Raw genomic sequence first — 21,820 nt, forward strand, 5'->3', positions numbered from 1 at the left:
AGATCGCCCGGGAGGGTCGTTGTACAGGCGCGTGGTAATGGCGGTCGCGGGGGCGCTGTTCTCCCTGTTGGCTCTGGTGGCGGTGATCGTCACCGATCTGCACGACCGGGACTTTCCCCAGGCCATCGGCGCGCACAGCAGGTTGGGCCTGGACTTCGGGGAATCGCAGTTCAGCGACCGAGAGGCGTTCGCCGCACTGGCGCAGATGGATGCCGACTGGAACCTCGGCCTGGTCAGGATCGCACCGGACCTGGCTGGCGGCAGCGACGAGCGGGTCTTCGTAGCCCTCAACGACGGGAGCCTGCCCGCGACGTTTCGTTGGTTCAGCGGCACCGGCACGGGAAGGGTCGTCGACCGGGACCGACTGGCCAACTCGTCGCCCGACGGCTCCTACCTCGTCACCGGGGAGACTGCCCGGCTGGTCGAGTTGGAGAGTCGGCTGCGCAGCGCGGGCGTACGAGTGAACCGCACCGACGCCTCCGTCACCGACAGTCTGCGGTTCACCATGCGGGAGGGGGGTTTCGCCGCCGCCGTCCTGGCCGCGTTCGCCCTCATCGCGGCGCTGGCGCTGTTCTGGCTGTCGATGAAGGCGCGCAGCCGCGCGCTCCGGGTGCTCGGTGGCTGCCCCACCTTGCGCATCCAGGCACAGGACCTGGGCGGGTTCGTGGCCGCACTGCTCGTTCCGGCAGCCGCTGTCACTCTTGCGGCCGCCGGCTACGTGGGCCTTGCTCGTGGCTGGCTGTACGTCAGCGTCTTCGTCAAGGTGCTGGCCGGCGTGGAGGTCGCGGTCATCGCCGTGTCGCTGCTCGTGGCCCTGGCCATGTCGGCCTCCGCTTGGCCCAGCGCCACCATGCTCGCCACCCGCCAGCCCGCGGTGAAGAGCCTGCGCTCGGCGGCCGTCGTCCTCCAGGCGCTGACCTTCCTGTTGGTGGTGAGTGCGGCCGGACCGGCCTGGTCGGCGTACCGCAGTTCGTCCGCCACCGCCGCCGAGATGGCGCAGTGGAAGAACCTCGCGGATCAGGTCGCCATCAGGTTCGGGATGAGCGATGAGGAGATGACCAGTCTCGAACCCCGGATCGGCAACCTGATCAAAGACGGTGAATCGGCCGGAGCGGTCGCTTTTTCGTACACCTTCTCGGCGGAGGAGTGGGGAGGCGATTTCGGCGAATACTCGGCGGTCACTTTTGTGAACCAACGATGGCTCGACCTGATGACCACGAGCGCGCCGGAGAATGCGCTCACGCCGGTGCCGTACGAGCATGTGAACGGCATGGTCTCCCGAGAGCTCGGTGACCAGTTCTCCCTCTTTTCCAGAGACCGACGTTCTGGCGAGGAACTCCTGTCGGGCTTCGGATACCTGCGGCCCGCGGACGGATTCCGGCTACCGGTCGGTCGGGGTGGCGGCAGCTTGAGTTTTCTGGCCGACGTCCTTGTTGTCGTCATGCCGTCTCTGCACTCGGCGATCAATGACCAGAACCTGACGTCGCTGGCCTCGGGCAGGAACATTCTTTTCACCGGCGTATCAACCACCCAGGCGTTGTTCGAGCGCAACGGGCTGACCGCAGAGGCCCTGAGCAACCGGGGGTTCAAGGGCGAACTGGGTATCGTCTACGTCGCGGAGGACGGGATTCTTCGGGCGCAGTTCATGAAGTACCTGGTCTGTCTGATGAATCTCGCGCTCGTCGCTCTCGTCGTCGCCTTCACGGTCGCGGCTGCGATCAGCGCACTGATCACGGCCCTGTTGCACGCGAAGCGCGATTTCCCGCTGCGGCTGTCCGGCCGGTCGTGGGCGCGGATCCTGCAGAGCCGGGTGGTCAAGGAACTGCTGGCCGGCGCGGCCCTGGTCTGCCTCGTTGCGCTCTTCCAGCGGCCCGACGCCGTAGGGGCCCTACTGGTGGCCGCGCTGTTCGGGATGCTCATCGCCCCACTGAGCCATCTGTGGGCCGCGAACTGGTGTTTCTCCGGCGTCAGTAGGCGTCGCATCTGATGGGAGTTCCAATGCTGGTTGAGGCCGAGGACGTTTCCGTGGCGATCGGCGGGCGCCAGGTGCTCGACGGCGAGTCCGTACGCTGTGAGGCCGGCACGATGACCGCCCTGGTCGGCCCGAGCGGATCCGGGAAAACCACCCTGCTGCACTGCCTCGGGCTGCTGCTCCCGGTCAGTCGGGGACGCATCCTGATCGATGGAAAGGGCGTCACAAGGTACGGCTCGGCGGCGCGGCGTCGGTTCTGGCGGGAGCAGGCGGCGTTCGTGTTGCAGGACTACGGGATCATGGATGAGGAGTCGGTAGCCTTCAACGTCACCATGCAGTCGAGTCTGTTGGGCCGGTGGGCCACCGGTGACGGGAAGCGGCTGGCGCAGGTTCTCGAGCAAACCGGGCTGGGGGACCGCCAAACTGAGTTGGCCAGCCACCTCAGCGGTGGTGAGAAACAGCGGCTCGCGCTGGCCCGAGCCATCTACAAGCGAGCCGCGGTCGTGTTCGTCGACGAGCCCACCGCGTCGCTCGACGCCGCCAACCGGCGAAAGGTCATCGCTTTGTTCGCGGAGTTCGCCGCGAGCGGTTGCACAGTCATCGTGTCCACGCACGACTCGGAAATGATCGAGGCATGCGGCTCCCGGCACGAGATCGGGAGCGGACGAACTGCTCCGCACCCCGTCAGTCAGTCCCACTAGGGCGGAAGGACTCCCCATGTCATTGGTATCCAAGATCGCGATCGGCGCCGTGTTGGTGGTGGCCGTCGGCGCGGGCACGGCTGCGGTGCTCGGCGGTGTTTTCGCGATGTCGAGCGACACCCACCCGCCTTGCGAGGAACTGCCGACCACGGCCGAGGCCACTGCGGCGCTCACCAAAAACCAGGCCCTCGCCACCGACATCGAGACGCTGGGGAAGGGCATCTCCGTTGATGTGGGCTCGCCGTGCCCCAAGGGCCAGGACCGTGCGCTCATCCAGGTGACCTACGGATCAAAGTCCGAACGTGAGTCCATCGACAGCCTGCTCGGGCGCCGCGACGGGTTCGGTGTTCCAATGTATCTGGTCGAGAAGTAGCCGGGTGACACGCCTGTGGCTCGGCGACCGATGTCACCGAGCCGCAGGTGTCAGAGCACCGTCAGCAGGTGCGGTAGTAGTAGCTCGCATCGAGGCCAGGCGAGTTGACGGTGTTGATCTCGGCGATGGACTTCCTGCCAGAGGCGGTGTCGGCGCTGCGCGACCGGTCAACCTCCCGGCCGTCGATGTGCTTGACCACCGTCGAACCGTAGCACTTGTTGACGGTGTAGTAGAACGGAGCTCGACGTCCCAGAAACCGTAGTTCCAGGTGCCGCCTTCCGACGGGTGCTGCGTCTTCTCTCCCGAGGGTCAGGGGAACCTTACTGGACGCCACGTAAATGGGAAATGAGTTTAGTTTCAGGTATCGCTCGAACAGTCGTGCGTCTGCTGTCGGTCGGTGAGCGACGCCGGTCGGCCCAGCGGGGCGGGCAGCGGGGCGGTGTGCAGCACGGTGAGCCGGGAGACCGCCCGGGTCAGCACCACGTAGAGCCGGTGTAGGCCGCGCGGCTCGGCGGCGACGATCGCGGCCGGCTCGACGACCACCACGTGGTCGTACTCCAAGCCCTTGACCAGGGTCGCGGGGATCACGGTGACCCGCGCCGCGGCCGCGACGTCGTCGGCGGTCGCGGTCTGCACGCCGGCGGCGGCCAGCGCCGCGCGGAGCCCGGCCACCGCGTCGTCGGTGGCGATCACGCCGATCGAGCCGTCGTGGCCGAGCGCCGCCCGTACCTCGGCCACCGTCGCGGCCGTCAGGTCGGTCACGGTACGCACGTCCAGCGCGCCGTCGCGGCGCAGCGACTCGGCCGGCGGCACGTCCACGGCGAGAGCGGGCAGCAGCCGGTTGGCGAACGCGACCACCGCGGCGGGTACCCGGAAGCCGACGCTCAGCGGCACCACCGTGGCGTCCGGCTTGCCCAGATGGGTCAGGGAGTCCCGCCAGTCGGTGGCGGCCCAGGGTGCGGTGCCCTGGGCCAGGTCGCCGAGGAGAGTGATCGAGCCGTGTTCGCTGCGCCGGGCGATGGCCCGGCACTGCATGGGGGAGAGGTCCTGCGCCTCGTCGACCACCACGTGCCCGTAGCCGCCCGGGCGTTCGATCAGCCCGGCGGCCTCGTCGATGAGCACCGCGTCGGCGGCCGTCCACCGGGTGGCCTTCGGGGTGCGGCCGAGCTTCGTGCCGCCGGGCAGCAGTGCCTGCTCGTCGGCGGTGAGCAGCCCGTCGGCCGCCGCCGCGAGCGCGTCGGCGTCGGAGAAGAGCCGGTACAGCAGCCCTTCCGGGGTCAGCGCCGGCCAGACCGCGTCCAGGAGGGCGGTGACCGGCTGCGCCTTCGCCATCCGGCGCAGCCAGGCGTCGCTGGGTGACTCGGCCCGGCGGGCCTCGGCCTGGCGTTGCAGCAGCCCCACCACCCGGGCCCGGATCCGCTCCCGCCCGGTGGCGTACGGCAGGCCCTCCCGACGGGTTTCCTCGACCATCCGGTGCAGCGGGTCCAGGCCGATCCGCCAGCGGAACGAGCCGTCCGGCACCATGATCGGCTCGGTGGGCGTACCGATGTGCGTGTCGACGGCCCGACGCAGCACCTGGGCCATCCGGACGTCGTGCTTGAGGACCGCCACGGCGGAATCGTCGACCGCCCGGACCGGCACCCGGGCGACCAGGTCCTCCACGGTGGCCTGTGCGACCTCGACCTCGCCCAGGGCCGGCAGCACCGCCGCGATGTACGACAGGAACGCCCGGTTCGGCCCCACGATCAGCACACCGGACCGGCGCAGCCGTTCCCGGTGCAGGTAGAGCAGGTACGCGGCACGGTGCAGCCCGACGGCCGTCTTGCCGGTGCCGGGGGCGCCCTGGACGCAGATCGAGTCGGCCAGGTCGGCCCGGACCAGCTCGTCCTGCTCGGGCTGGATGGTGGCGACGATGTCCCGCATCGGGCCGACGCGGGGCCGCTCGATCTCGGCGGTGAGGATCCGGCTGGCGGTGCCCAGCTCCTCACCCCGGTCCAGGTGCTCGTCCTCGAAGCTGGTCAGCGCGCCGGCGCTGAAGCCGAACCGGCGGCGGACGGCGACGCCCTGCGGATCACGGGCGCTGGCCCGGTAGAACGACCGGGAGACCGGGGCCCGCCAGTCCAGCACCAGCGGTTCACCGAGGTCGTCGGTGACGTGCCGCCGCCCCACGTGGTACTCCCGTCCGGCGTGGTCGGGGTCGGCCGGCCCGAAGTCGAGCCGGCCGAAGAAGAGCGGGGTGGTCGGATCGTCGGCCAGCTCCTTGACCCGCCGGGCCATGTGCCGGCCGAGCTGCTCGGCGGTGTACGCGTCCCCGGCGACCTTGTCGCCGGTGGCGAAGAGCGCCTCGGCGCGTTCCCGCATCCGCCGCAGCGCGGCGCGAGAGGCGTCCAGGTGGGTCCGCTCGGCGGCGAGCTGCCCGTCGAGCGTGTCGATCGGATCGCTGGGGGGCGTGGCGGCACGGGTCATCCGAGGCGACCTTTCGGTGGGGTTCGTGAGTCGGTTGACCTGGGCCGCCCGGCGCTCCGTCAGACGCGGTACCGGCTGTGCCCGGTGAGCAGGAGGCGCGCTGTCCGCGCGCGGCGCTCCACGTTACGCTCCGCCGTCGGCGGCGGCCACGTATTTACGCCGCTCGGCGCACTGCCTCGCGTCGCCCACATCTCCCGGCTGCGCACGCTTGCGTCGCTGCGTGGTGCGGCACCCCTGTACGTCGCTACGAAGCTGATGTCGCAGACGATTCACCGATGCGCGGGTGCCCGGTGATGATCACGGGCCCCGCCTGGTTGAGTCATCGGCGTCATCAGGTTCGTAGCGTGCCCGTGCCGACCCACACGGGTGACGGAAGGGGCCGCTTCCCCGCAGTCGGAGGCGCTGCCGCGGGCCAGCGCGATCAGCCGGACCGCGGTCTGCCTCGGCGCGCTTGCCGGTCCGGTGCTCGCATGGCAACCGCTGCGGAGTTGGCCACTTGAGGGCCGGGCCGTTGAGCCGGACGAGGAGTACGGGGATACCGTCGGGTCATGGTTGAACGCGTGGCCCGCCCCCGGGTCGGACACATCCAGTTCCTCAACTGTCTGCCGATCTACTGGGGGCTGATGCGTTCCGGCGCGCTGCTCGACGTCGACCTGCACAAGGACTCGCCGGACCGGCTCAGCGCCGCGCTGGTCGCCGGTGACCTGGACATCGGGCCGATCACCCAGGTGGAGTACCTGCGGCACGCCGACGAGCTGCTGCTGCTGCCGGATCTGGCGGTCGGCAGCGACGGGCCGGTGCTCTCGGTCAACGTGGTCTCCACCCGGCCCCTGGCGGAGCTGGACGGCGCCCGGGTCGCCCTCGGCTCGACCTCCCGCACCGGCGTGCTCCTGGCCCAGCTCCTGCTCGCCGAGCGGTACGGCGTCCGTCCCGACTACTTCCGTTGCCCGCCTGACCTGACGCAGATGTTGTTGGAAGCCGACGCCGCGGTGCTGATCGGGGACGTGGCGCTGCGCGCCCTGTACGAGGCGCCCCGCCGTGGCCTGGAGGTCACCGACCTGGGTGAGGCTTGGCGGGACTGGACCGGGCTGCCGATGGTCTTCGCGGTCTGGGCGGTACGCCGAGACTTCGCCGCCGCCCACCCGGGCATGGTCAAGGAGGTGCACGAGGCGTTCCTGCGCTCCCGGGACCTCTGCCTGGCGGAGTTGGACCAGGTCGCCGAGGCGGCGGCCCGCTGGGAGCCGTTCGACGCCGCGACCCTGGCCACGTACTTCCGCATCCTCGACTTCTCGCTCGGCGAGCGGCAGGTGGCCGGGCTGCGTGAGTTCGCCCGGCGGGCCGCGGCGGCCGGCGAGGCCCCGCCGCTGCCGCCGAACGGCCCGCGGTTCTTCACCGGTTGAGCGGGCCGGCCGCTCAGACCGTCGCGCCGAGCGCCGCCTCGGTGATCTTCTGGCAGTTCTTCATGCCGTATTCGTAGCCCAGCCCGATGGGGTAGCGGACCATCACGCCCATCGTCCAGTCGTCGGCGATCGCCAGGCAGTTGACGTGGATCTCCTGCTCCCGGGTCCGGTCGACCCAGCCGTTCTTGATCGCGATGGTCTTGCGCTCGGCGGCCGGGAACGCCTTGCGGATGCCGAAGTCGCCGGTGCCCCGGACCAGTCGCATCTCGTTGAGCAGCCACTTCGTCCACTTCGGGCCGGCCGCGCGACCGTCCTTGATGCACGCGCCGAGCCGGGCGGTGTCCCGGGGGGAGAGGTTCGTCCGGCTCCAGCCCTTGTCGGCGGCGGGACTGCTGTCGGTGGTCTCGCAGATCGAGATCATGCGCTTGATGGAGGCGGTTTGCCCGAGGTTGTTGTAGAACTGCTGGGTCCGGGTGTTGTCGCTGTCCCGGATGATCAGCGTCGCGTCGGCGAGCTTGGCGTCGCTCGGGGTCTTCCCGTCCTCGGCCGTGGTGCGCAGGTAGTCGGCGACGATCCACGACTTGATCAGCGACGCGGTGGTGCTGGTCTCGGCCATGTTCTGCGAGCCGATGAACTTCCCGGTCCGGGTGTCCAGCACGCTCCAGGCGTACCAACCCTTGAGGTCCAGGTCGATCTGCCGGTTCTTGAAAGGCAGCGGTTCCAGTGACGGCGTCGGGGACGGGGCCGGCCGGCTGCTGCGGTCGGCCGGCTGGCCGGTGGCCCGCCCCGCAGTAGACGAATCGCCCCAGCGGGCCGCCGCCGCTGTGGCCAGCGGGGAACCGGGCAGCAGCCGCAGGGACACCAGCACCAGGCCGATCAGCAACGCGGAGAAGGCGGCCAACCGCAGCACGGTGGGATCGCCGCGCCGTCCGCGCCCGTCGCCGGCCATCAGAGCTTCCCGACCGGCTGTTGCGGCACCTTGAGGGCCGCGCCGGGTTGCGGCGTGACCAACTGGGTGGCGACGCTGGCGCAGACCTTTGCGCCGTACTCGAGCTTGCTTTTCTGCGGATAGCGCAGCATTACGGCGAGGCTCCATTTGTCGGTGACGGCAAGGCAGTTTACGTGCCAGTTGCCGTCATAGTTCAATGCCGTCCACCCGTTCTTGATGCTCACCGGCCCCTGGGCCTTGATCGCGGCGGGCAGGCCGTCGACGATGCCCCACTTGCCGCCGCCCGACCGCGCCTGCTGGTCGGCGATGCTGCCGCGGACCTTGGCCATCTCGTCCAGCACCCACTTGGTCCACTTCGGTCCGGCGGCCCGGCCGTCGGCGATGCAGTCCCCGAGGCGGACGGCGTCGCGCGGGGACATCCGGGTGAAGCTCCACCAGCCCTCGTAGCCGGCCACGTTGCCCCGTTTGGTGTCGGTCAGGCCGCAGATCCGGACGGCCCGTTGGATGACCGGGTCGGGCTGCCCGTTCCCCTCCACCCCGTAGTCGCCGCCCGCGGCGGCGAAGACCTTGTTCGCCCCGGTGTCGTCGCTGTCCCGGATCGCGATGCTTGCCGCCTTCTTCAACGCCGCCGACGGTTCCTTGTCGCCGAGCTGCCGCAGGTAGTCCGAGACGATCCAGACCTTGAGCATGGACTCGGTCGAGCTGGTCGCGGCCATGTTCGGCGAGCCGGCGATGGTGCCGGTCGCCCGGTCCATCAGGGCCCAGCCGAAGTACTCGCCCTTGAAGTTCACCGAGACCTTGCCGGCGGCCAGGGTCGGTGCGGGCGGTGTGGTGGGCGCGGGAACGGGAACCTGCTCCGCCCCGCCGCCGAGGCCGCCGTCGCCGTCGGACAACCGCGCGTACGCGGTCGGAACCAGCAGACCGACGCCGAGCAGGATCGCAGCCACGGCGAGCACCATGATCACGCGAGATCGCATGAGTGGGTGAACTCCAGATGTCAGGGCCGGGGGGACCGGCTGTGCCGTCATGGGTCGGCTCGATCGCCCGGCCGGGGGATGGTGGCCGTGGTCGGCGATTGTCAGCAGCCGATCGGTGTGACGGGGGAAGTCTACTTTCGGAAGGGCGACACGCCAGATTCCGACACTTATGTAATTCCTGTGAAGGCGAGTTATAGGACCCAAATGTGTGTCTTGGGGGGATTCATATTGACGAAGTGGTGTAAGTCATAACCGCTTCCGGATGGTTGCGGCGGTGTCGGGGCAGCCCGTCGCCCGGGGAATGCGGGAAAGCCTGTTACACCCTCTGGTGTCGATGGACCCGAGCTGTAACACTTGGGACATGTATGGCAACGACTTCGCCCCGGCGGACGCTTCCGACGGCGACCTGCTCGGCCAGGTCGAGGCCGCCGAGGCAGCCCTGCGGGCGGCGGCGGACCGGGGTCGCGGCGGCACGGCGGCGCCCGACGCCGACCCCGAGGCGTACTTCGCCGACGTCATCGATGCCGACCAGAAGATCGAACCGCGCGACTGGATGCCCGAGGCGTACCGGCGGACGCTGATCCGGCAGATCGCCCAGCACGCACACTCCGAGATCATCGGGATGCAGCCGGAGGGGAACTGGATCAGCCGCGCGCCGTCGCTGAAGCGCAAGGCGATCCTGCTGGCCAAGGTGCAGGACGAGGCCGGGCACGGCCTCTACCTCTACGCCGCCGCCGAAACCCTGGGAGTCAGCCGCGACGAACTGGTCGACCTGCTGATCAGCGGCCGGCAGAAGTACAGCTCCATCTTCAACTACCCGACGTTGACCTGGGCCGACGTCGGCGCCATCGGCTGGCTGGTGGACGGCGCGGCGATCGTCAACCAGGTGCCGCTGTGCCGCTGCTCCTACGGGCCGTACGCCCGGGCCATGATCCGGGTCTGCAAGGAGGAGTCGTTCCACCAGCGGCAGGGCTACGAGATCCTGCACACGCTCGCCCACGGCACCCCGGCGCAGCGGGCGATGGCGCAGGACGCGGTCGACCGCTGGTGGTACCCGTCGCTGGCGATGTTCGGCCCGCCGGACGGCGACTCCACCCACTCCGCCCAGTCCATGGCCTGGAAGATCAAGCGCTTCTCCAACGACGAGCTGCGGCAGCGCTTCGTGGACATGTGCGTGCAGCAGGCCGAGGCCCTCAACCTCGCCCTGCCCGACCCGGGCCTGCGCTGGAACCCCGAGCGGCAGGCGTACGACTTCACCCAGCCCGACTACGACGAGCTGATGCGGGTCATCTCCGGCGACGGGCCGTGCAACCGACAACGGATGGAACACCGGCGGCGTGCCCACGCCGAGGGCGCCTGGGTCCGCGAGGCCGCCGCGGCGTACGCGGCGAAGCGGGCCGGGCGGAAGGAGAAGGTGGCGGCGTGAACGAGCCGACCGGTCAGCGCGGCGGGCGGGAACCGGCACCGCTGTGGGAGGTTTTCGTGCGGGCCCGGCGCGGGCTGTCGCACACCCACGTCGGCAGCCTGCACGCCCCCGACGCCGAACTGGCCCTGCACCACGCCCGGGATCTCTACACCCGTCGCCAGGAGGGGGTCTCGATCTGGGTGGTCCCGGCGGGCGCGATCACCGCGTCCAGCCCCGACGAAAAGGACGCCTTCTTCGACCCGGCCGCCGACAAGGTGTACCGCCACCCCACCTTCTACGAGGTACCGGACGGGGTGGCCCACCTGTGAACGGCCCCTTCGAGTTCACCGTCTCCCTCGGCGACGACGCGCTGGTCGCGGCGCAGCGGCTCGCCGAGTGGACCTCCCGGGCGCCGGAGATGGAAGAGGACGTCGCGCTGGCCAACATCGCCCTCGACCAGCTCGGCGCGGCCCGCCTGCTGCTCACGTACGCGGGCGAACTGGAGGGCGCCGGCCGGGACGAGGACGCCCTGGCGTACCTGCGCGACGACCGGGAGTTTCGTAACTGCCTGCTGGTGGAGCTGCCCAACGGCGACTTCGCGGTCACCATGGCGAAGCTGTTCTTCCTGGCGGCGTACCAGCTTCCGCTCTACACCGCGCTGGCCGGTTGCGCCGACGAGCGGCTGGCCGCGATCGGCGCCAAGGCGCGCAAGGAGTCCGCGTACCACCTGGACCACGCCGCGCTGTGGGTGCGGCGGCTCGGTGACGGCACCGAGGAGTCGCACCGCCGGATGCAGGCCGCCGTCGACGGAACCTGGCCGTACGTCCACGAGCTGTTCGCCGCGGACCCGGCGGCACCGGTCGACCCGGCCACCCTGCGCGGCGACTTCGACACCACCGTCACGACCGTGCTCGCCGAGGCGACGTTGACCCGGCCGGAGACCGGCTGGACGCCGGCCGGCGGCCGGGACGGCGTACACACCGAACACCTGTCGTACCTGCTGGCGGAGATGCAGGTGCTGCACCGCGCCCACCCCGGAGCCCGCTGGTGAGCACGGCGAGGGACGCGGCGGCGGCGGTGGTGGACCCGGAGATCCGGGTGGTCACCATCGACGAGCTGGGCATCCTCCGATCGGTCGACGAGGATCCGGCGACCGGCCGGGTGATCGTCACCATCACCCCCACCTACACCGGCTGCCCGGCGATGGACGTGATCCGCGCGGACATCCTTCGGGCACTGGCCGCCGCCGGTCACCCGGACGCCGAGATACGCACGGTCCACGCCCCGGCGTGGAGCACCGACTGGATCTCCGAGCGCGGCCGGGCGAAACTGGCCGCGGCCGGCATCGCCCCACCGCCACCGGCCGCGCGCGGCGACGGCGTCGTGCCGCTGACTCTCGCCGTACGCTGCCCGCGCTGCGGCTCGCCCGAGACCGAGCAGGTCAGCCGCTTCGGCTCCACCGCCTGTAAGGCGCTGTGGCGCTGCCGCGCCTGCTCCGAACCCTTCGACCAGGTGAAGGCGCTGTGACTGTCACAATCACCCGCCCGGTCCGCCGCCGGCCGGTCTTCCACCCGCTGCGGGTCGTCGCCGTCGACCGGCTCACCGACGACGCGGTGGCGATCACCTTCGCCGTGCCGGAGGAGTTGCGGCCCACGTTCGCGTTCGCCGCCGGGCAACACCTCACCGTGCGGCGTCCGGCTGCCGCCACCGATGCCGACGGCGGGGACGTGCGCCGGTCGTACTCGATCTGCTCGACGCCCGGCGAGTTGGCCCGCCACGGGCGGTTGCGGATCGGGGTGCGGGAGGTGCCCGGAGGCGCGTTCTCCGCGTACGCCTGCGGCGCCCTGCGCCACGGCGACACCGTCGACGTGCTGCCCCCGCTGGGGCACTTCACCACGGCGTTCACTCCGGAGCGGGTGCGTCGCTACGGCGCGGTGGTCGCCGGTTCCGGCATCACCCCGGTGCTCTCGCTGGTCGCGACCGCCCTGGCCGTCGAGGAGGCCAGCACCTTCACCCTGGTGTACGGCAACCGCACGGCCAACACGGTGATGTTCGCCGAGGAGTTGGCCGACCTGAAGGACCGGTACCCGACGCGGCTGCACCTGGTGCACGTGCTCTCCCGTGAGCGCGGGGAGTCGCCGCTGCTGTCCGGCCGGATCGACGCCGACCGGCTGACCCGGCTGCTGGACAGCGTGGTGCCCGGCGACGCGATCGAGGAGTGGTTCCTCTGCGGCCCGTACGGGATGGTGCTGGACGCGAAGGCGGTGCTGGCCGATCGCGGGGTGCCGGAGTCGGCGGTGCACACCGAGCTGTTCCACGTCGACGCGCCGCCGGAGCCGGTACGCCGCCCTGCCGCCGAGGCGGGCGCGGGCACCGAGGTGACGATCGTGCTGGACGGCCGCTCGTCCACCTTCACGATGGGCCGTACGGAGCGGGTGTTGGACGCGGCGCTGAAGGTCCGTGGCGAGCTGCCGTACGCCTGCAAGGGTGGGGTCTGCTCGACCTGCCGGGCGAAGGTCGTCGACGGCGAGGTGACGATGGCGCGCAACTACGCCCTGGAGCCCGACGAGGTCGCCGTTGGTTACGTGCTCACCTGCCAGTCCAGCCCGACCACCGACACCCTCACGGTCGACTACGACGCGTGACTTCGTAGAACATCGGCCTTCCCGTGGCCAGTCCCGGGTCTCTCCTGACGACGTGGGTGCGCCGGGGTGGTTGTGGGGAGCGCCGCAGGCCACCCGGCCCGGGCGGTGGGCACATGCTCGGCGACGTACCCTCGGAGGCGTGACGGTGAGCCGGGAGATCGACGACATCCTGCAGCGTGGCGCGGACGGCGGGCGGATCACGCCCGAGGAGGCCCTGCTGCTCTACACGGAGGGGCCCTTCCACGCCCTGGGCGAGGCGGCGGACGCGGTCCGCCGGCGGCGGTACCCGGACAACATCGTCACGTACCTGATCGATCGCAACATCAACTACACGAACGTCTGCGTGACGGCGTGCAAGTTCTGCGCGTTCTACCGGGCGCCCAAGCACAAGGAGGGTTGGACCCACCCGACCGAGGAGATCCTGCGCCGCTGCGGCGAGGCGGTCGAGCTGGGCGCGACCCAGGTGATGCTCCAGGGCGGGCACCACCCGGACTACGGCGTCGAGTACTACGAGGAGCTGTTCTCCTCGGTGAAGAAGGCGTACCCGCAGCTCGCCATCCACTCGATCGGGCCGAGCGAGATTCTGCACATGGCCAAGGTCTCCGGCGTCGGCCTGGACGAGGCCATCGCCCGGATCAAGGCGGCCGGGCTCGACTCCATCGCCGGGGCCGGGGCCGAGATGCTACCCGACCGGCCCCGTAGGGCGATCGCCCCGCTGAAGGAGTCCGGCGCCCGCTGGCTGGAGGTCATGGAGCTGGCCCACCGGCAGGGCATCGAGTCCACCGCCACGATGATGATGGGCACCGGCGAGACCAACGCGGAGCGGATCGAGCACCTGCGGATGATCCGCGACGTGCAGGACCGCACGCGGGGGTTCCGGGCGTTCATCCCGTGGACGTACCAGCCGGAGAACAACCACCTCAAGGGCCGTACCCAGGCGACCACCCTGGAGTACCTGCGGCTGGTCGCGGTGGCCCGGCTCTTCTTCGAGACGGTGCCGCACCTGCAGGCGTCCTGGCTGACCACCGGCAAGGACGTCGGCCAGCTCGCCCTGCACATGGGGGTGGACGACCTGGGCTCGATCATGCTGGAGGAGAACGTCATCTCCTCGGCGGGCGCCCGACACCGCTCCAACCTGCACGAGCTGATCGGCATGATCCGTTCGGCGGGCCGGATCCCCGCGCAGCGGGACACCCTCTACCGGCGGCTTGCCGTGCACCGGACGCCCGCCGACGACCCGACCGACGAGCGGGTGGTCTCGCACTTCTCCTCGATCGCCATGCCGGGCGGCGGTGCCGGCAAGACGCTGCCACTGGTCGAGGCCCGCTGACCGGCCGAATGGCTCGGCGATGGTCGCCGGGACGGCATTCGTGGTGACCGTTCGGGCGACGAGCATGGCCGATGCGCCACGGCGAGAGTCGCCGATCCGATAATCCCGGATGACGATCCCGCATCGGTTCCGCCGCCGCGCGGCGCGGGGGGTGGCGGCGTCGTGTCCGGGGCCGCTAACGTGCGGCGCGCACACGTTCCCTCGCAGCTTGGGCGGGTGCGGCGGGGCCGGTTGGCCCGCACCGAGGCGTGTCCTCCATCGGCCCATGAGGGCCGTTCACATATATGCACGGCAGTGAAGGCGGGATGGTTCACCATCCCGCCTTCACTGTTTCCTCCGTACGGTCAGTGATCACCGCGAATCGCGTTACGTAGCTGGCGAACGGAGGCTGATCTCCGATACCGTCCGCACGGTTCGTACACCAATCCACCTGTCCCTAACCCCCGGGGGATCGATGACCCAGCTTCACCGCTCGGCTCTGGCGCGGGTCGGCGCCGTGGCCCTGCTCGCCGCGGGTGGCCTCGCCGGCGTCGCCGCCCCGGCGCACGCCGCCGACGGGGCGGACCTCGAGCTGATCCCGCTCAGCTACCAGTTGGCCAAGGGCGTCAAGGAGGCCAAGGCCAAGCCGTTCAAGTTCCAGGTCGTCAACACCAGCGACACGGTCGACGCCAAGGGCGTTCGGGTCGAGGTCGAGACCGCAGGCCTCAAGGACCGCAAGGTGGGCGTGGTGGTCCCGGACGGCTGCGAGGAAGACGGCACCCGGTTCAGCTGCCTCCTCGGTGACCTGCCCGCCGGCACCACCGAGGACTTCGGCATCCCGCTCTTCTCCACCGGTAAGCGCGGCGCCGCCGGCACGCTGGTGGTGACGATCAGCGCGGCCACCGCCGACCCCGACCCGGAGAACAACACCGTCGAGCACGCCATCACCGTCGCCAAGCCTGGCTACGACCTCACCACCTGGGTGCAGGACGTGTACGCCGACGTCGAGGTCGACGGCGACGAGGCCGACGAGGCTGACCTCAAGCCGGTGCGGCCCGGCCAGACCGCCCCGCTGGACTGGGCGGTCTACAACGACGGCAGCCGCAAGGCCACCGGTCTGGCCTACGGCATCACCCTGCCCGCGGACGTCACCTTCGCCGAGCTTCCCGAGGGCTGTGTCGAGCAGGAGTTGGGCGGCTTCGCCCAGGCGTACTGCGAGGACAGTGGCGTGGTGCTGAAGCCCGGGCAGTTCTACACCGCCGACGTGCGGGTGAAGGTGGCGGCGGGGGCCACCGAGAAGGTGCTCCGCCCCGGCATCCTCTGGGGCAAGGGGCTGGACGCCGCCGAGGGCGAGCCGGAGGAGGAGCCGGAGGTCGCCAGCCCGGCGCAGCGCAAGGCGTTCGCCGAGACCGACGACGGCGACAACATCGCCCAGTTCGACGTCTTCGTCGACCTGAGCCCGGCGCCGAGCCCGTCGGGCTCGCCGAGCCCGACCCCGACCGCGCCGCCGAGCGGCCAGCCGTCTGCGAGCCCGACCTCGGGTGGCGGCGGTGGTGGCGGGCTGGCGAACACCGGTGCGCAGACCGGCCTGATCGCCGGTATCGGTGGTGCGGTGCTGCTCGCCGGTGGCGCGCTGCTGATCCTCTCCCGTCGCCGCAAGGTCGTCCTGGTGGCGCCGGGCGACGAGAAGTCCGAGGACTGACGGGTACGACGCAGGAAGGGCGGGGTGGGCGACCACCCCGCCCTTTCGCGTGTCGGCGCGGCTGGCAGAGTGGAGGGGTGAGCCGTACCCCGCAGGGCCAGCGCGCCAGCCTGGACAAGCAGCCGCACGAGGTCGCCGCGATGTTCGACGACGTGGCGGCCCGCTACGACCTGACCAACACGGTGCTCTCCTTCGGACAGGACCGGTCCTGGCGGCGGGCGACCCGGGCGGCGCTGGCACTGAGCCCGGGTGAGCGGGTGCTCGACGTGGGCGCCGGGACCGGCGTCTCGACCGAGGAACTCGCCCAGTCCGGGGCGTACGCGGTCGGCGCGGACCTGTCGCTCGGCATGCTGTACGCCGGAAAGCGCACCCGGCCCGGCGTGCCGCTGCTGGCCGGCGACGCGCTGCGGCTGCCGTTCACCGACGCCAGCTTCGACGCGGTGACGATCTCCTTCGCGCTGCGCAACGTCAACGACACCGACGCGGCGCTGCGGGAGTTGGCCCGGGTGACGAAGCCGGGCGGCCGGTTGGTGGTCTGCGAGTTCAGCACCCCGGTCAATCCGGCGTTCCGCACGGTCTACCTGTCGTACCTGATGCGCTCGCTGCCGGCGGTGGCGCGGGCCGTGTCCAGCAACCCCGACGCGTACGTCTATCTCGCCGAGTCGATCCGGGCCTGGCCGGACCAGCCGGCGCTGGCGGCGCGGATCGGTGCGGCGGGATGGTCGAGGGTCGCGTGGCGCAACCTGACCGGCGGGGTGGTGGCGCTGCACCGCGCGGTCCGCACCTGACCGGGCACCCCCGCCGACGGGCGGGTGAGGAATCTCTCCCCGTGGTCGGACCGGTCCCCAGCCAGCGCCCAAATCTGACAAATGCCCGATTTGGGGGGGTGTGGGGCGTAGGCTGCTCCGCATGAGGGGAGCCGAGCCCGCGACCGCAGCCGCCGAGGTCGACGCCGTCGGGGACGACGCCGCGGAACTGGTCGCTCAGCTCAGGGAGTTGGCCGGGGCGGATCCCGCCGACGTGCGGCAGGTCGTCGCCGAGGTCCTGACGGCGCTCGACCGGGTGGCCGGCGGTGCGCTACGGGAACACCTGCCCGCGACGATCCGGGCCGACGCCGGGCTGGATGCCGACACCCCGACGCCCCACTGAGCCCCGCCGCAGCACGGAACCGCCCCCACCGGGACTGTTTCCGAAAAGTTAGGCACCCCTCACACACTTCCGGTGTAACCCCGGTCATAGACTCCAACCCGATCGGCTTGTGAACCATTTCACGAGCGTGCGGGAGGAGGCGCAGATGACCGCGGTGGAGAACGACGCCGACGTCATCGTCGTGGGCGCCGGTCCCGGCGGATCGGCGACGGCGTACCACCTGGCGCGGCACGGCGTACGCGTGCTGCTGCTGGAGAAGACGGAGTTTCCCCGGGAGAAGGTCTGCGGCGACGGGCTCACGCCCCGCGCCGTACGGCAGCTCGTCCGGATGGGCGTGGACACCTCGCCCGAGGCCGGCTGGCTGCACAACAAGGGCCTGCGGGTGATCGGCGGCGGGGTACGCCTGGAACTGGACTGGCCCGACCTGGCCAGCTTCCCCAACTACGGCCTGGTCCGTACCCGGCTGGACTTCGACGACCTGCTCGCCCAGCGCGCGGTCGCGGCCGGAGCGGAACTGCGCACCGGGGTCACCGTGCTGGGGCCGGTGCTCGGCGCCGACGACCGGGTGGTCGGCGTGCAGGCCGAGGTCGGCCCGGACAAGCAGCCCGCCACCTTCCACGCCCCGCTGGTCGTCGCCGCGGACGGCGTCTCCGGCCGCTTCCCGCTCGCCCTCGGGCTGGCCAAGCGGGAGGACCGGCCGATCGGGGTGGCCGTGCGGCGCTACTACCGCTCGCCCGCCCGGCACGACGACGACTACCTGGAGTCCTGGCTGGAGCTGCGGGCCAAGGGCAGTGACACGCTGCTGCCCGGCTACGGCTGGATCTTCGGCCTCGGTGACGGCCGGGTCAACGTCGGCCTCGGCATCCTCAACTCGTCGTCGGCCTTCGGGAAGACGAACTACCGCAAGCTGCTCACCGACTGGCTGGCCAACACCCCCGAGGACTGGGGGATGACCGACGAGACGAACGCCGAGGGGCCGATTCTCGGCGCGGCGCTGCCGATGGGCTTCAACCGGGTCCCCCACTACACCCGCGGAGTGCTGCTGGTCGGCGACTCCGGCGGCATGGTCAACCCGTTCAACGGCGAGGGCATCGCGTACGCGATGGAATCCGGCGAGCTGGCCGCGGAGGTCGCCGTCCAGGCGCTCGCGCGGCCCGCCGGCGCCGACCGGGAGCGGGCGCTGCTGGCGTACCCGCAGGAGCTGAAGGCCCGGTTCGGTGGCTACTACCGACTCGGCGGGATCTTCGTGAAACTGATCGGCCGACCCGAGGTGATGCGGATGGCGACCCGGTACGGCATGCCCCATCCCACGTTGATGCGGTTCGTGCTCAAGCTGCTGGCGAACCTGACCGACCCGCGCGGCGGGGACGCGATGGACCGGGTCATCAACGCGATGACGAAGGCGGCACCGGCCGTGTAGTGGACGACCGTGCCTGTCGCCGCCGCCGGTGTCGGCCCGGGCGCGAACAGGGATCGACCCCCGCTGACGCTGGTCAGCGAGGACGCGAATAGTGTGATTTTCGCCAAGCACCCAGGGGCAGGGGAAGGACGAGCAGGAGAAGAGATGTCGCTCTCGCCTTACGCACCGATCATCGGGCTGTTCGCCCTCGCCGCGGCGTTCGCGCTGTTCTCCGTGGCCGCCGCCCGCTTCGCCGGTCCCCGGCGCTTCAACAAGGCCAAGCTCGAGGCGTACGAGTGCGGCATCGAGCCGAGCCCCCAGCCGGTGGGCGGCGGACGGTTCCCGATCAAGTTCTACCTGACGGCGATGCTCTTCATCGTCTTCGACATCGAGATCATCTTCCTCTACCCGTGGGCGGTCTCCTTCGACGCCCTGCCGATCTTCGGCTTCGTGGAGATGGTCCTGTTCATCGTCGCGGTCTTCGTCGCGTACGCCTACGTGTGGCGGCGTGGCGGCCTGGACTGGGACTGAGGGAGGTACGTCAGATGGGCATCGAGGAGAAGCTCCCCGCCGGCATCCTGCTCACCTCCGTGGAGAAGCTGGTCAACTGGTCGCGGAAGTCGTCCGTCTGGGGCGCCACCTTCGGCCTGGCCTGCTGCGCCATCGAGATGATGGCCGCCGGCGGCCCGCACTACGACATGGGTCGTTGGGGCATGGAGGTGTTCCGTGCCTCGCCGCGCCAGGCCGACCTGATGATCGTGGCCGGCCGGGTGAGCCAGAAGATGGCCCCGGTGCTGCGCCAGATCTACGACCAGATGGCGGAGCCCCGCTGGGTGCTCTCCATGGGGGTCTGTGCCAGCAGCGGCGGCATGTTCAACAACTACGCGATCGTCCAGGGTGTCGACCACGTGGTGCCGGTCGACATGTACCTCCCCGGTTGCCCGCCGCGCCCCGAGATGCTCATCGACGCGATCCTCAAGCTCCGCGAGAAGATCATGTACGAGCCGCTCGGCCCGAACGGTCGCAAGATGCTGGAGGCCCGCAAGGAGCGCGGCGACGTGCCCGTCGTGCCGTACGGCTCGATGCCGTCGTCGTACCGCAACGACAAGGCCCGGCGCGCCGAGTGGACCAAGGCTGTCCGCGAGGGGCGCGAGGAGCAGTTGCGGATCGAGAACTGGATGAAGGCCCAGAACCACCTGCACCACCCCGGGGGTGTCCAGAAGTGAGCGCGCCGAACGACAGGAACGACAACGGGGGCGTGCCGGTACCGGTCACCCCGGCAGGTGCCAGCAGTGGCGCCCCCGCCGAGCACCCGCCGTCCAGCCCGGCCGGTCGGGGCATGTTCGGCATCCACGGCACTGGCGACGTCTCCGGGTTCGGTGGCCTGGTCCGCCAGCGCAAGCCGGTCGAGGAGACCCCCCGGCCGTACGGCGGCTACTTCGACGAGGTCCGCGACGCGCTGGAGGAGGCGTACCCGGCCTTCGGCGACGCGATCGAGAAGGTTGTCGTGGACCGGGGCGAGCTGACCCTGCACGTCCGCCCGGAGCGCATCGCCGAGGTCTGCCAGGTGATGCGCGACGACCTGGCGCTCCGCTTCGAGCTCTGCTCCTCGGTCTCCGGCGTGGACTACCTCGGCGCCGACGAGCGTCGGCTGCACGTGGTCTACCAGCTCACCTCGATGACGTACCGCCGCCGGGTCCGGCTGGAGGCCGCCGTCTCCGCCGAGCACCCGCACCTGCCGAGCGTCACGGCCGTCTACCCGACCGCGGACTGGCAGGAGCGGGAGACGTACGACATGTTCGGCATCGTCTTCGACGGCCACCCCAACCTGACCCGGATCCTCATGCCGGACGACTGGGAGGGGCACCCGCAGCGTAAGGACTACCCGCTCGGCGGCGTGCCCGTCGAGTACAAGGGTGCGGAGATTCCCCCGCCGGACCGACGGAGGTCGTACCAATGACGGCGTCGAACTACGCCACCGAGCGCGAGACGACCGAGGGCAAGGTCTTCACCGTCACGGGTGGGGACTGGGACGAGGTCGTCTCCGGCACCGACCCGATCAACGACGAGCGGATCGTGGTCAACATGGGTCCGCAGCACCCGTCCACGCACGGGGTGCTCCGGCTGATCCTGGAGCTGGAGGGCGAGACCGTCCGCGAGGCCCGCTCGGTCGTCGGCTACCTGCACACCGGCATCGAGAAGAACCTGGAGTACCGCAACTGGGTCCAGGGTTCGACGTTCGTGACCCGGATGGACTACCTCGCCCCGCTGTTCAACGAGACGGCGTACGCGCTGGCGGTGGAGAAGCTGCTCGGCATCACCGACGAGGTGACCGAGCGGGCCAACACCATCCGGGTGCTGATGATGGAGCTGAACCGGATCTCCTCGCACCTGGTGTGGCTGGCCACCACCGGCATGGAGCTGGGCGCGATCTCGATCATGCTGTACGGCTTCCGCGAGCGGGAGTACATCCTCGAGATCTTCGAGATGATCACCGGCCTGCGGATGAACCACGCGTACGTCCGGCCGGGTGGCGTGGCGCAGGACGTGCCGGACGAGGCGATCGTCAAGATCCGCGAGTTCCTCACGATGATGCCGAAGAAGCTCAAGGAGTACGAGGACCTGCTCTCCGGCCAGCCGATCTGGACCGAGCGGACCCAGAACGTGGCGGTGCTGGACGTGACCGCCTGCCTCGCCCTCGGGGTGACCGGCCCGGTGCTGCGCTCCGCGGGCCTCGCCTGGGACCTGCGCAAGACCATGCCGTACTGCGGCTACGAGACGTACGAGTTCGACGTGCCGACCCACACCGACGGCGACGTCTGGGGCCGCTACCTGGTCCGGCTCGCCGAGATCCGGGAGTCGCTGAAGCTGGTCGAGCAGGCGCTGGACCGGTTGAAGCCGGGCCCGGTGATGGTGGCCGACAAGAAGATCGCCTGGCCGGCCCAGCTCGCCATCGGCGTCGACGGCATGGGCAACTCGCTGGAGCACGTCGCGAAGATCATGGGTCAGTCGATGGAGTCGCTGATCCACCACTTCAAGCTGGTCACCGAGGGTTTCCGGGTTCCCCCGGGCCAGGTGTACGTCGGCATCGAGTCGCCCCGCGGCGAGTTGGGCGTGCACGCCGTCTCCGACGGTGGCACCCGGCCCTACCGGGTGCACTACCGGGAACCGAGCTTCGTCAACCTTCAGGCCCTGCCCGCGATGGCGGAGGGTGGCCTGATCGCCGACGTGATCGCCGGTGGCGCCTCGCTGGACCCCGTCATGGGGGGGTGTGACCGGTGAGCGCGAGGAGCGCAGCGAAGCGGAGCACCGCAGTCGCGAACGAAGGGCGGCTGCCGGTGAGCGCGAGGAGCGCAGCGAAGCGGAGCACCGC

General features: G+C 70.5%; 22 protein-coding genes. 18 read left to right on the plus strand and 4 right to left on the minus strand.

All coding sequences use genetic code 11. The features are described 5' to 3' along the window. Positions 1-37 precede the first annotated feature (37 nt). From E1166_RS02970 to E1166_RS02980, 3 genes are read left to right on the plus strand one after another with little or no spacing between them, the layout of a single operon-like run. Positions 38-1,987 (plus strand): hypothetical protein, encoded by a 1,950-nt coding sequence (locus E1166_RS02970; RefSeq protein ID WP_243710126.1) that lies wholly within the window; start codon positions 38-40, stop codon positions 1,985-1,987. A gap of 11 nt (positions 1,988-1,998) precedes the next feature. Then, the gene (locus E1166_RS02975; protein ID WP_132335553.1) at positions 1,999-2,673 is read left to right on the plus strand and encodes an ATP-binding cassette domain-containing protein; all 675 of its coding nucleotides are present in this window, start codon (positions 1,999-2,001) and stop codon (positions 2,671-2,673) included. Positions 2,674-2,689: 16 nt separating this feature from the next. Continuing rightward, positions 2,690-3,046: a hypothetical protein gene (locus E1166_RS02980; protein WP_132335555.1), complete on the plus strand. Its 357-nt coding sequence runs from the start codon at positions 2,690-2,692 to the stop codon at positions 3,044-3,046. Positions 3,047-3,107: 61 nt separating this feature from the next. On the opposite strand, the gene E1166_RS31745 is transcribed toward E1166_RS02980, so the two are convergent. Both E1166_RS31745 and E1166_RS02990 read right to left on the minus strand, forming a co-directional pair. After that, positions 3,108-3,245, minus strand: a complete 138-nt coding sequence (locus tag E1166_RS31745) for a hypothetical protein (protein ID WP_243710123.1) — start codon at positions 3,243-3,245, stop codon at positions 3,108-3,110. Between the two features lie 158 nt (positions 3,246-3,403). Then, on the minus strand, positions 3,404-5,512 hold the full coding sequence (locus tag E1166_RS02990; protein WP_132335557.1) for an AAA family ATPase: 2,109 nt from the start codon (positions 5,510-5,512) through the stop codon (positions 3,404-3,406). 548 nt (positions 5,513-6,060) lie between these two features. On the opposite strand from E1166_RS02990, the gene E1166_RS03000 reads away from it, so the two are divergent. After that, positions 6,061-6,912, plus strand: coding sequence for a menaquinone biosynthesis protein (locus E1166_RS03000; protein WP_132335561.1), 852 nt, complete (start codon positions 6,061-6,063; stop codon positions 6,910-6,912). 13 nt (positions 6,913-6,925) lie between these two features. Here the strand turns inward: E1166_RS03000 and E1166_RS03005 are convergent, their stop codons facing one another. Both E1166_RS03005 and E1166_RS03010 read right to left on the minus strand, forming a co-directional pair. Beyond that, positions 6,926-7,861, minus strand: coding sequence for a hypothetical protein (locus E1166_RS03005; protein WP_132335563.1), 936 nt, complete (start codon positions 7,859-7,861; stop codon positions 6,926-6,928). Beyond that, positions 7,861-8,838, minus strand: coding sequence for a hypothetical protein (locus tag E1166_RS03010; protein WP_132335565.1), 978 nt, complete (start codon positions 8,836-8,838; stop codon positions 7,861-7,863). Before E1166_RS03010 ends, E1166_RS03005 begins: the two co-directional genes overlap by 1 nt. Positions 8,839-9,199: 361 nt before the next feature. Here E1166_RS03010 and paaA point away from each other — a divergent pair, with 361 nt between their 5' ends. From paaA to E1166_RS03080, 14 genes are all read left to right on the plus strand, one after another. Then, positions 9,200-10,264 (plus strand): 1,2-phenylacetyl-CoA epoxidase subunit PaaA, encoded by a 1,065-nt coding sequence (gene paaA / locus E1166_RS03015; protein ID WP_132335567.1) that lies wholly within the window; start codon positions 9,200-9,202, stop codon positions 10,262-10,264. Next, on the plus strand, positions 10,261-10,572 hold the full coding sequence (gene paaB, locus E1166_RS03020; RefSeq protein ID WP_132335569.1) for a 1,2-phenylacetyl-CoA epoxidase subunit PaaB: 312 nt from the start codon (positions 10,261-10,263) through the stop codon (positions 10,570-10,572). The genes paaA and paaB overlap by 4 nt, the downstream gene beginning before the upstream one ends. Continuing rightward, entirely contained in the window at positions 10,569-11,294 is a 726-nt protein-coding gene (paaC, locus tag E1166_RS03025) for a 1,2-phenylacetyl-CoA epoxidase subunit PaaC (RefSeq protein ID WP_132335571.1), read from the plus strand. The genes paaB and paaC overlap by 4 nt, the downstream gene beginning before the upstream one ends. Then, positions 11,291-11,770 (plus strand): 1,2-phenylacetyl-CoA epoxidase subunit PaaD, encoded by a 480-nt coding sequence (paaD, locus tag E1166_RS03030; protein WP_132335573.1) that lies wholly within the window; start codon positions 11,291-11,293, stop codon positions 11,768-11,770. Before paaC ends, paaD begins: the two co-directional genes overlap by 4 nt. Continuing rightward, positions 11,767-12,888 (plus strand): 1,2-phenylacetyl-CoA epoxidase subunit PaaE, encoded by a 1,122-nt coding sequence (gene paaE / locus E1166_RS03035; protein WP_132335575.1) that lies wholly within the window; start codon positions 11,767-11,769, stop codon positions 12,886-12,888. Before paaD ends, paaE begins: the two co-directional genes overlap by 4 nt. Positions 12,889-13,027: 139 nt before the next feature. After that, positions 13,028-14,218, plus strand: a complete 1,191-nt coding sequence (gene mqnC / locus E1166_RS03040; RefSeq protein WP_132260996.1) for a cyclic dehypoxanthinyl futalosine synthase — start codon at positions 13,028-13,030, stop codon at positions 14,216-14,218. A 454-nt stretch (positions 14,219-14,672) separates the two neighbouring features. Next, positions 14,673-15,899: an LPXTG cell wall anchor domain-containing protein gene (locus tag E1166_RS03045; RefSeq protein WP_132335577.1), complete on the plus strand. Its 1,227-nt coding sequence runs from the start codon at positions 14,673-14,675 to the stop codon at positions 15,897-15,899. A 77-nt stretch (positions 15,900-15,976) separates the two neighbouring features. Beyond that, positions 15,977-16,687, plus strand: coding sequence for a demethylmenaquinone methyltransferase (locus E1166_RS03050; RefSeq protein ID WP_132335579.1), 711 nt, complete (start codon positions 15,977-15,979; stop codon positions 16,685-16,687). 121 nt (positions 16,688-16,808) lie between these two features. Beyond that, positions 16,809-17,048, plus strand: a complete 240-nt coding sequence (locus E1166_RS03055; RefSeq protein WP_132335581.1) for a hypothetical protein — start codon at positions 16,809-16,811, stop codon at positions 17,046-17,048. A gap of 145 nt (positions 17,049-17,193) precedes the next feature. Next, positions 17,194-18,468: a geranylgeranyl reductase family protein gene (locus E1166_RS03060; RefSeq protein WP_132335583.1), complete on the plus strand. Its 1,275-nt coding sequence runs from the start codon at positions 17,194-17,196 to the stop codon at positions 18,466-18,468. Between the two features lie 144 nt (positions 18,469-18,612). Continuing rightward, positions 18,613-18,978, plus strand: a complete 366-nt coding sequence (locus E1166_RS03065) for an NADH-quinone oxidoreductase subunit A (RefSeq protein ID WP_132260991.1) — start codon at positions 18,613-18,615, stop codon at positions 18,976-18,978. Positions 18,979-18,992: 14 nt separating this feature from the next. Then, complete coding sequence (locus E1166_RS03070) at positions 18,993-19,673, plus strand: NADH-quinone oxidoreductase subunit B (RefSeq protein ID WP_132335585.1); 681 nt, start codon at positions 18,993-18,995, stop codon at positions 19,671-19,673. Beyond that, positions 19,670-20,407: an NADH-quinone oxidoreductase subunit C gene (locus E1166_RS03075; protein WP_132335587.1), complete on the plus strand. Its 738-nt coding sequence runs from the start codon at positions 19,670-19,672 to the stop codon at positions 20,405-20,407. Before E1166_RS03070 ends, E1166_RS03075 begins: the two co-directional genes overlap by 4 nt. After that, complete coding sequence (locus tag E1166_RS03080) at positions 20,404-21,729, plus strand: NADH-quinone oxidoreductase subunit D (RefSeq protein ID WP_132335589.1); 1,326 nt, start codon at positions 20,404-20,406, stop codon at positions 21,727-21,729. Before E1166_RS03075 ends, E1166_RS03080 begins: the two co-directional genes overlap by 4 nt. The last annotated feature ends 91 nt before the right edge of the window (positions 21,730-21,820 follow it).

It is taken from the genome of Micromonospora sp. KC213 (genome assembly GCF_004348325.1).
In the GTDB taxonomy this organism is placed as follows: Bacteria; Actinomycetota; Actinomycetes; order Mycobacteriales; family Micromonosporaceae; genus Micromonospora.

Bases quoted from the DNA above. Each gene is read 5' to 3' on its own strand.
- E1166_RS02970 (WP_243710126.1), top strand. From the start codon at position 38: ATGGCGGTCGCGGGGGCGCTGTTCTCCCTGTTGGCTCTGGTGGCGGTG.
- E1166_RS02975 (WP_132335553.1), top strand. From the start codon at position 1,999: ATGCTGGTTGAGGCCGAGGACGTTTCCGTGGCGATCGGCGGGCGCCAG.
- E1166_RS02980 (WP_132335555.1), top strand. From the start codon at position 2,690: ATGTCATTGGTATCCAAGATCGCGATCGGCGCCGTGTTGGTGGTGGCC.
- E1166_RS02990 (WP_132335557.1), bottom strand. From the start codon at position 5,512: ATGACCCGTGCCGCCACGCCCCCCAGCGATCCGATCGACACGCTCGAC.
- E1166_RS03000 (WP_132335561.1), top strand. From the start codon at position 6,061: ATGGTTGAACGCGTGGCCCGCCCCCGGGTCGGACACATCCAGTTCCTC.
- E1166_RS03005 (WP_132335563.1), bottom strand. From the start codon at position 7,861: ATGGCCGGCGACGGGCGCGGACGGCGCGGCGATCCCACCGTGCTGCGG.
- E1166_RS03010 (WP_132335565.1), bottom strand. From the start codon at position 8,838: ATGCGATCTCGCGTGATCATGGTGCTCGCCGTGGCTGCGATCCTGCTC.
- paaA (WP_132335567.1), top strand. From the start codon at position 9,200: ATGTATGGCAACGACTTCGCCCCGGCGGACGCTTCCGACGGCGACCTG.
- E1166_RS03045 (WP_132335577.1), top strand. From the start codon at position 14,673: ATGACCCAGCTTCACCGCTCGGCTCTGGCGCGGGTCGGCGCCGTGGCC.
- E1166_RS03055 (WP_132335581.1), top strand. From the start codon at position 16,809: ATGAGGGGAGCCGAGCCCGCGACCGCAGCCGCCGAGGTCGACGCCGTC.
- E1166_RS03060 (WP_132335583.1), top strand. From the start codon at position 17,194: ATGACCGCGGTGGAGAACGACGCCGACGTCATCGTCGTGGGCGCCGGT.
- E1166_RS03065 (WP_132260991.1), top strand. From the start codon at position 18,613: ATGTCGCTCTCGCCTTACGCACCGATCATCGGGCTGTTCGCCCTCGCC.
- E1166_RS03070 (WP_132335585.1), top strand. From the start codon at position 18,993: ATGGGCATCGAGGAGAAGCTCCCCGCCGGCATCCTGCTCACCTCCGTG.
- E1166_RS03080 (WP_132335589.1), top strand. From the start codon at position 20,404: ATGACGGCGTCGAACTACGCCACCGAGCGCGAGACGACCGAGGGCAAG.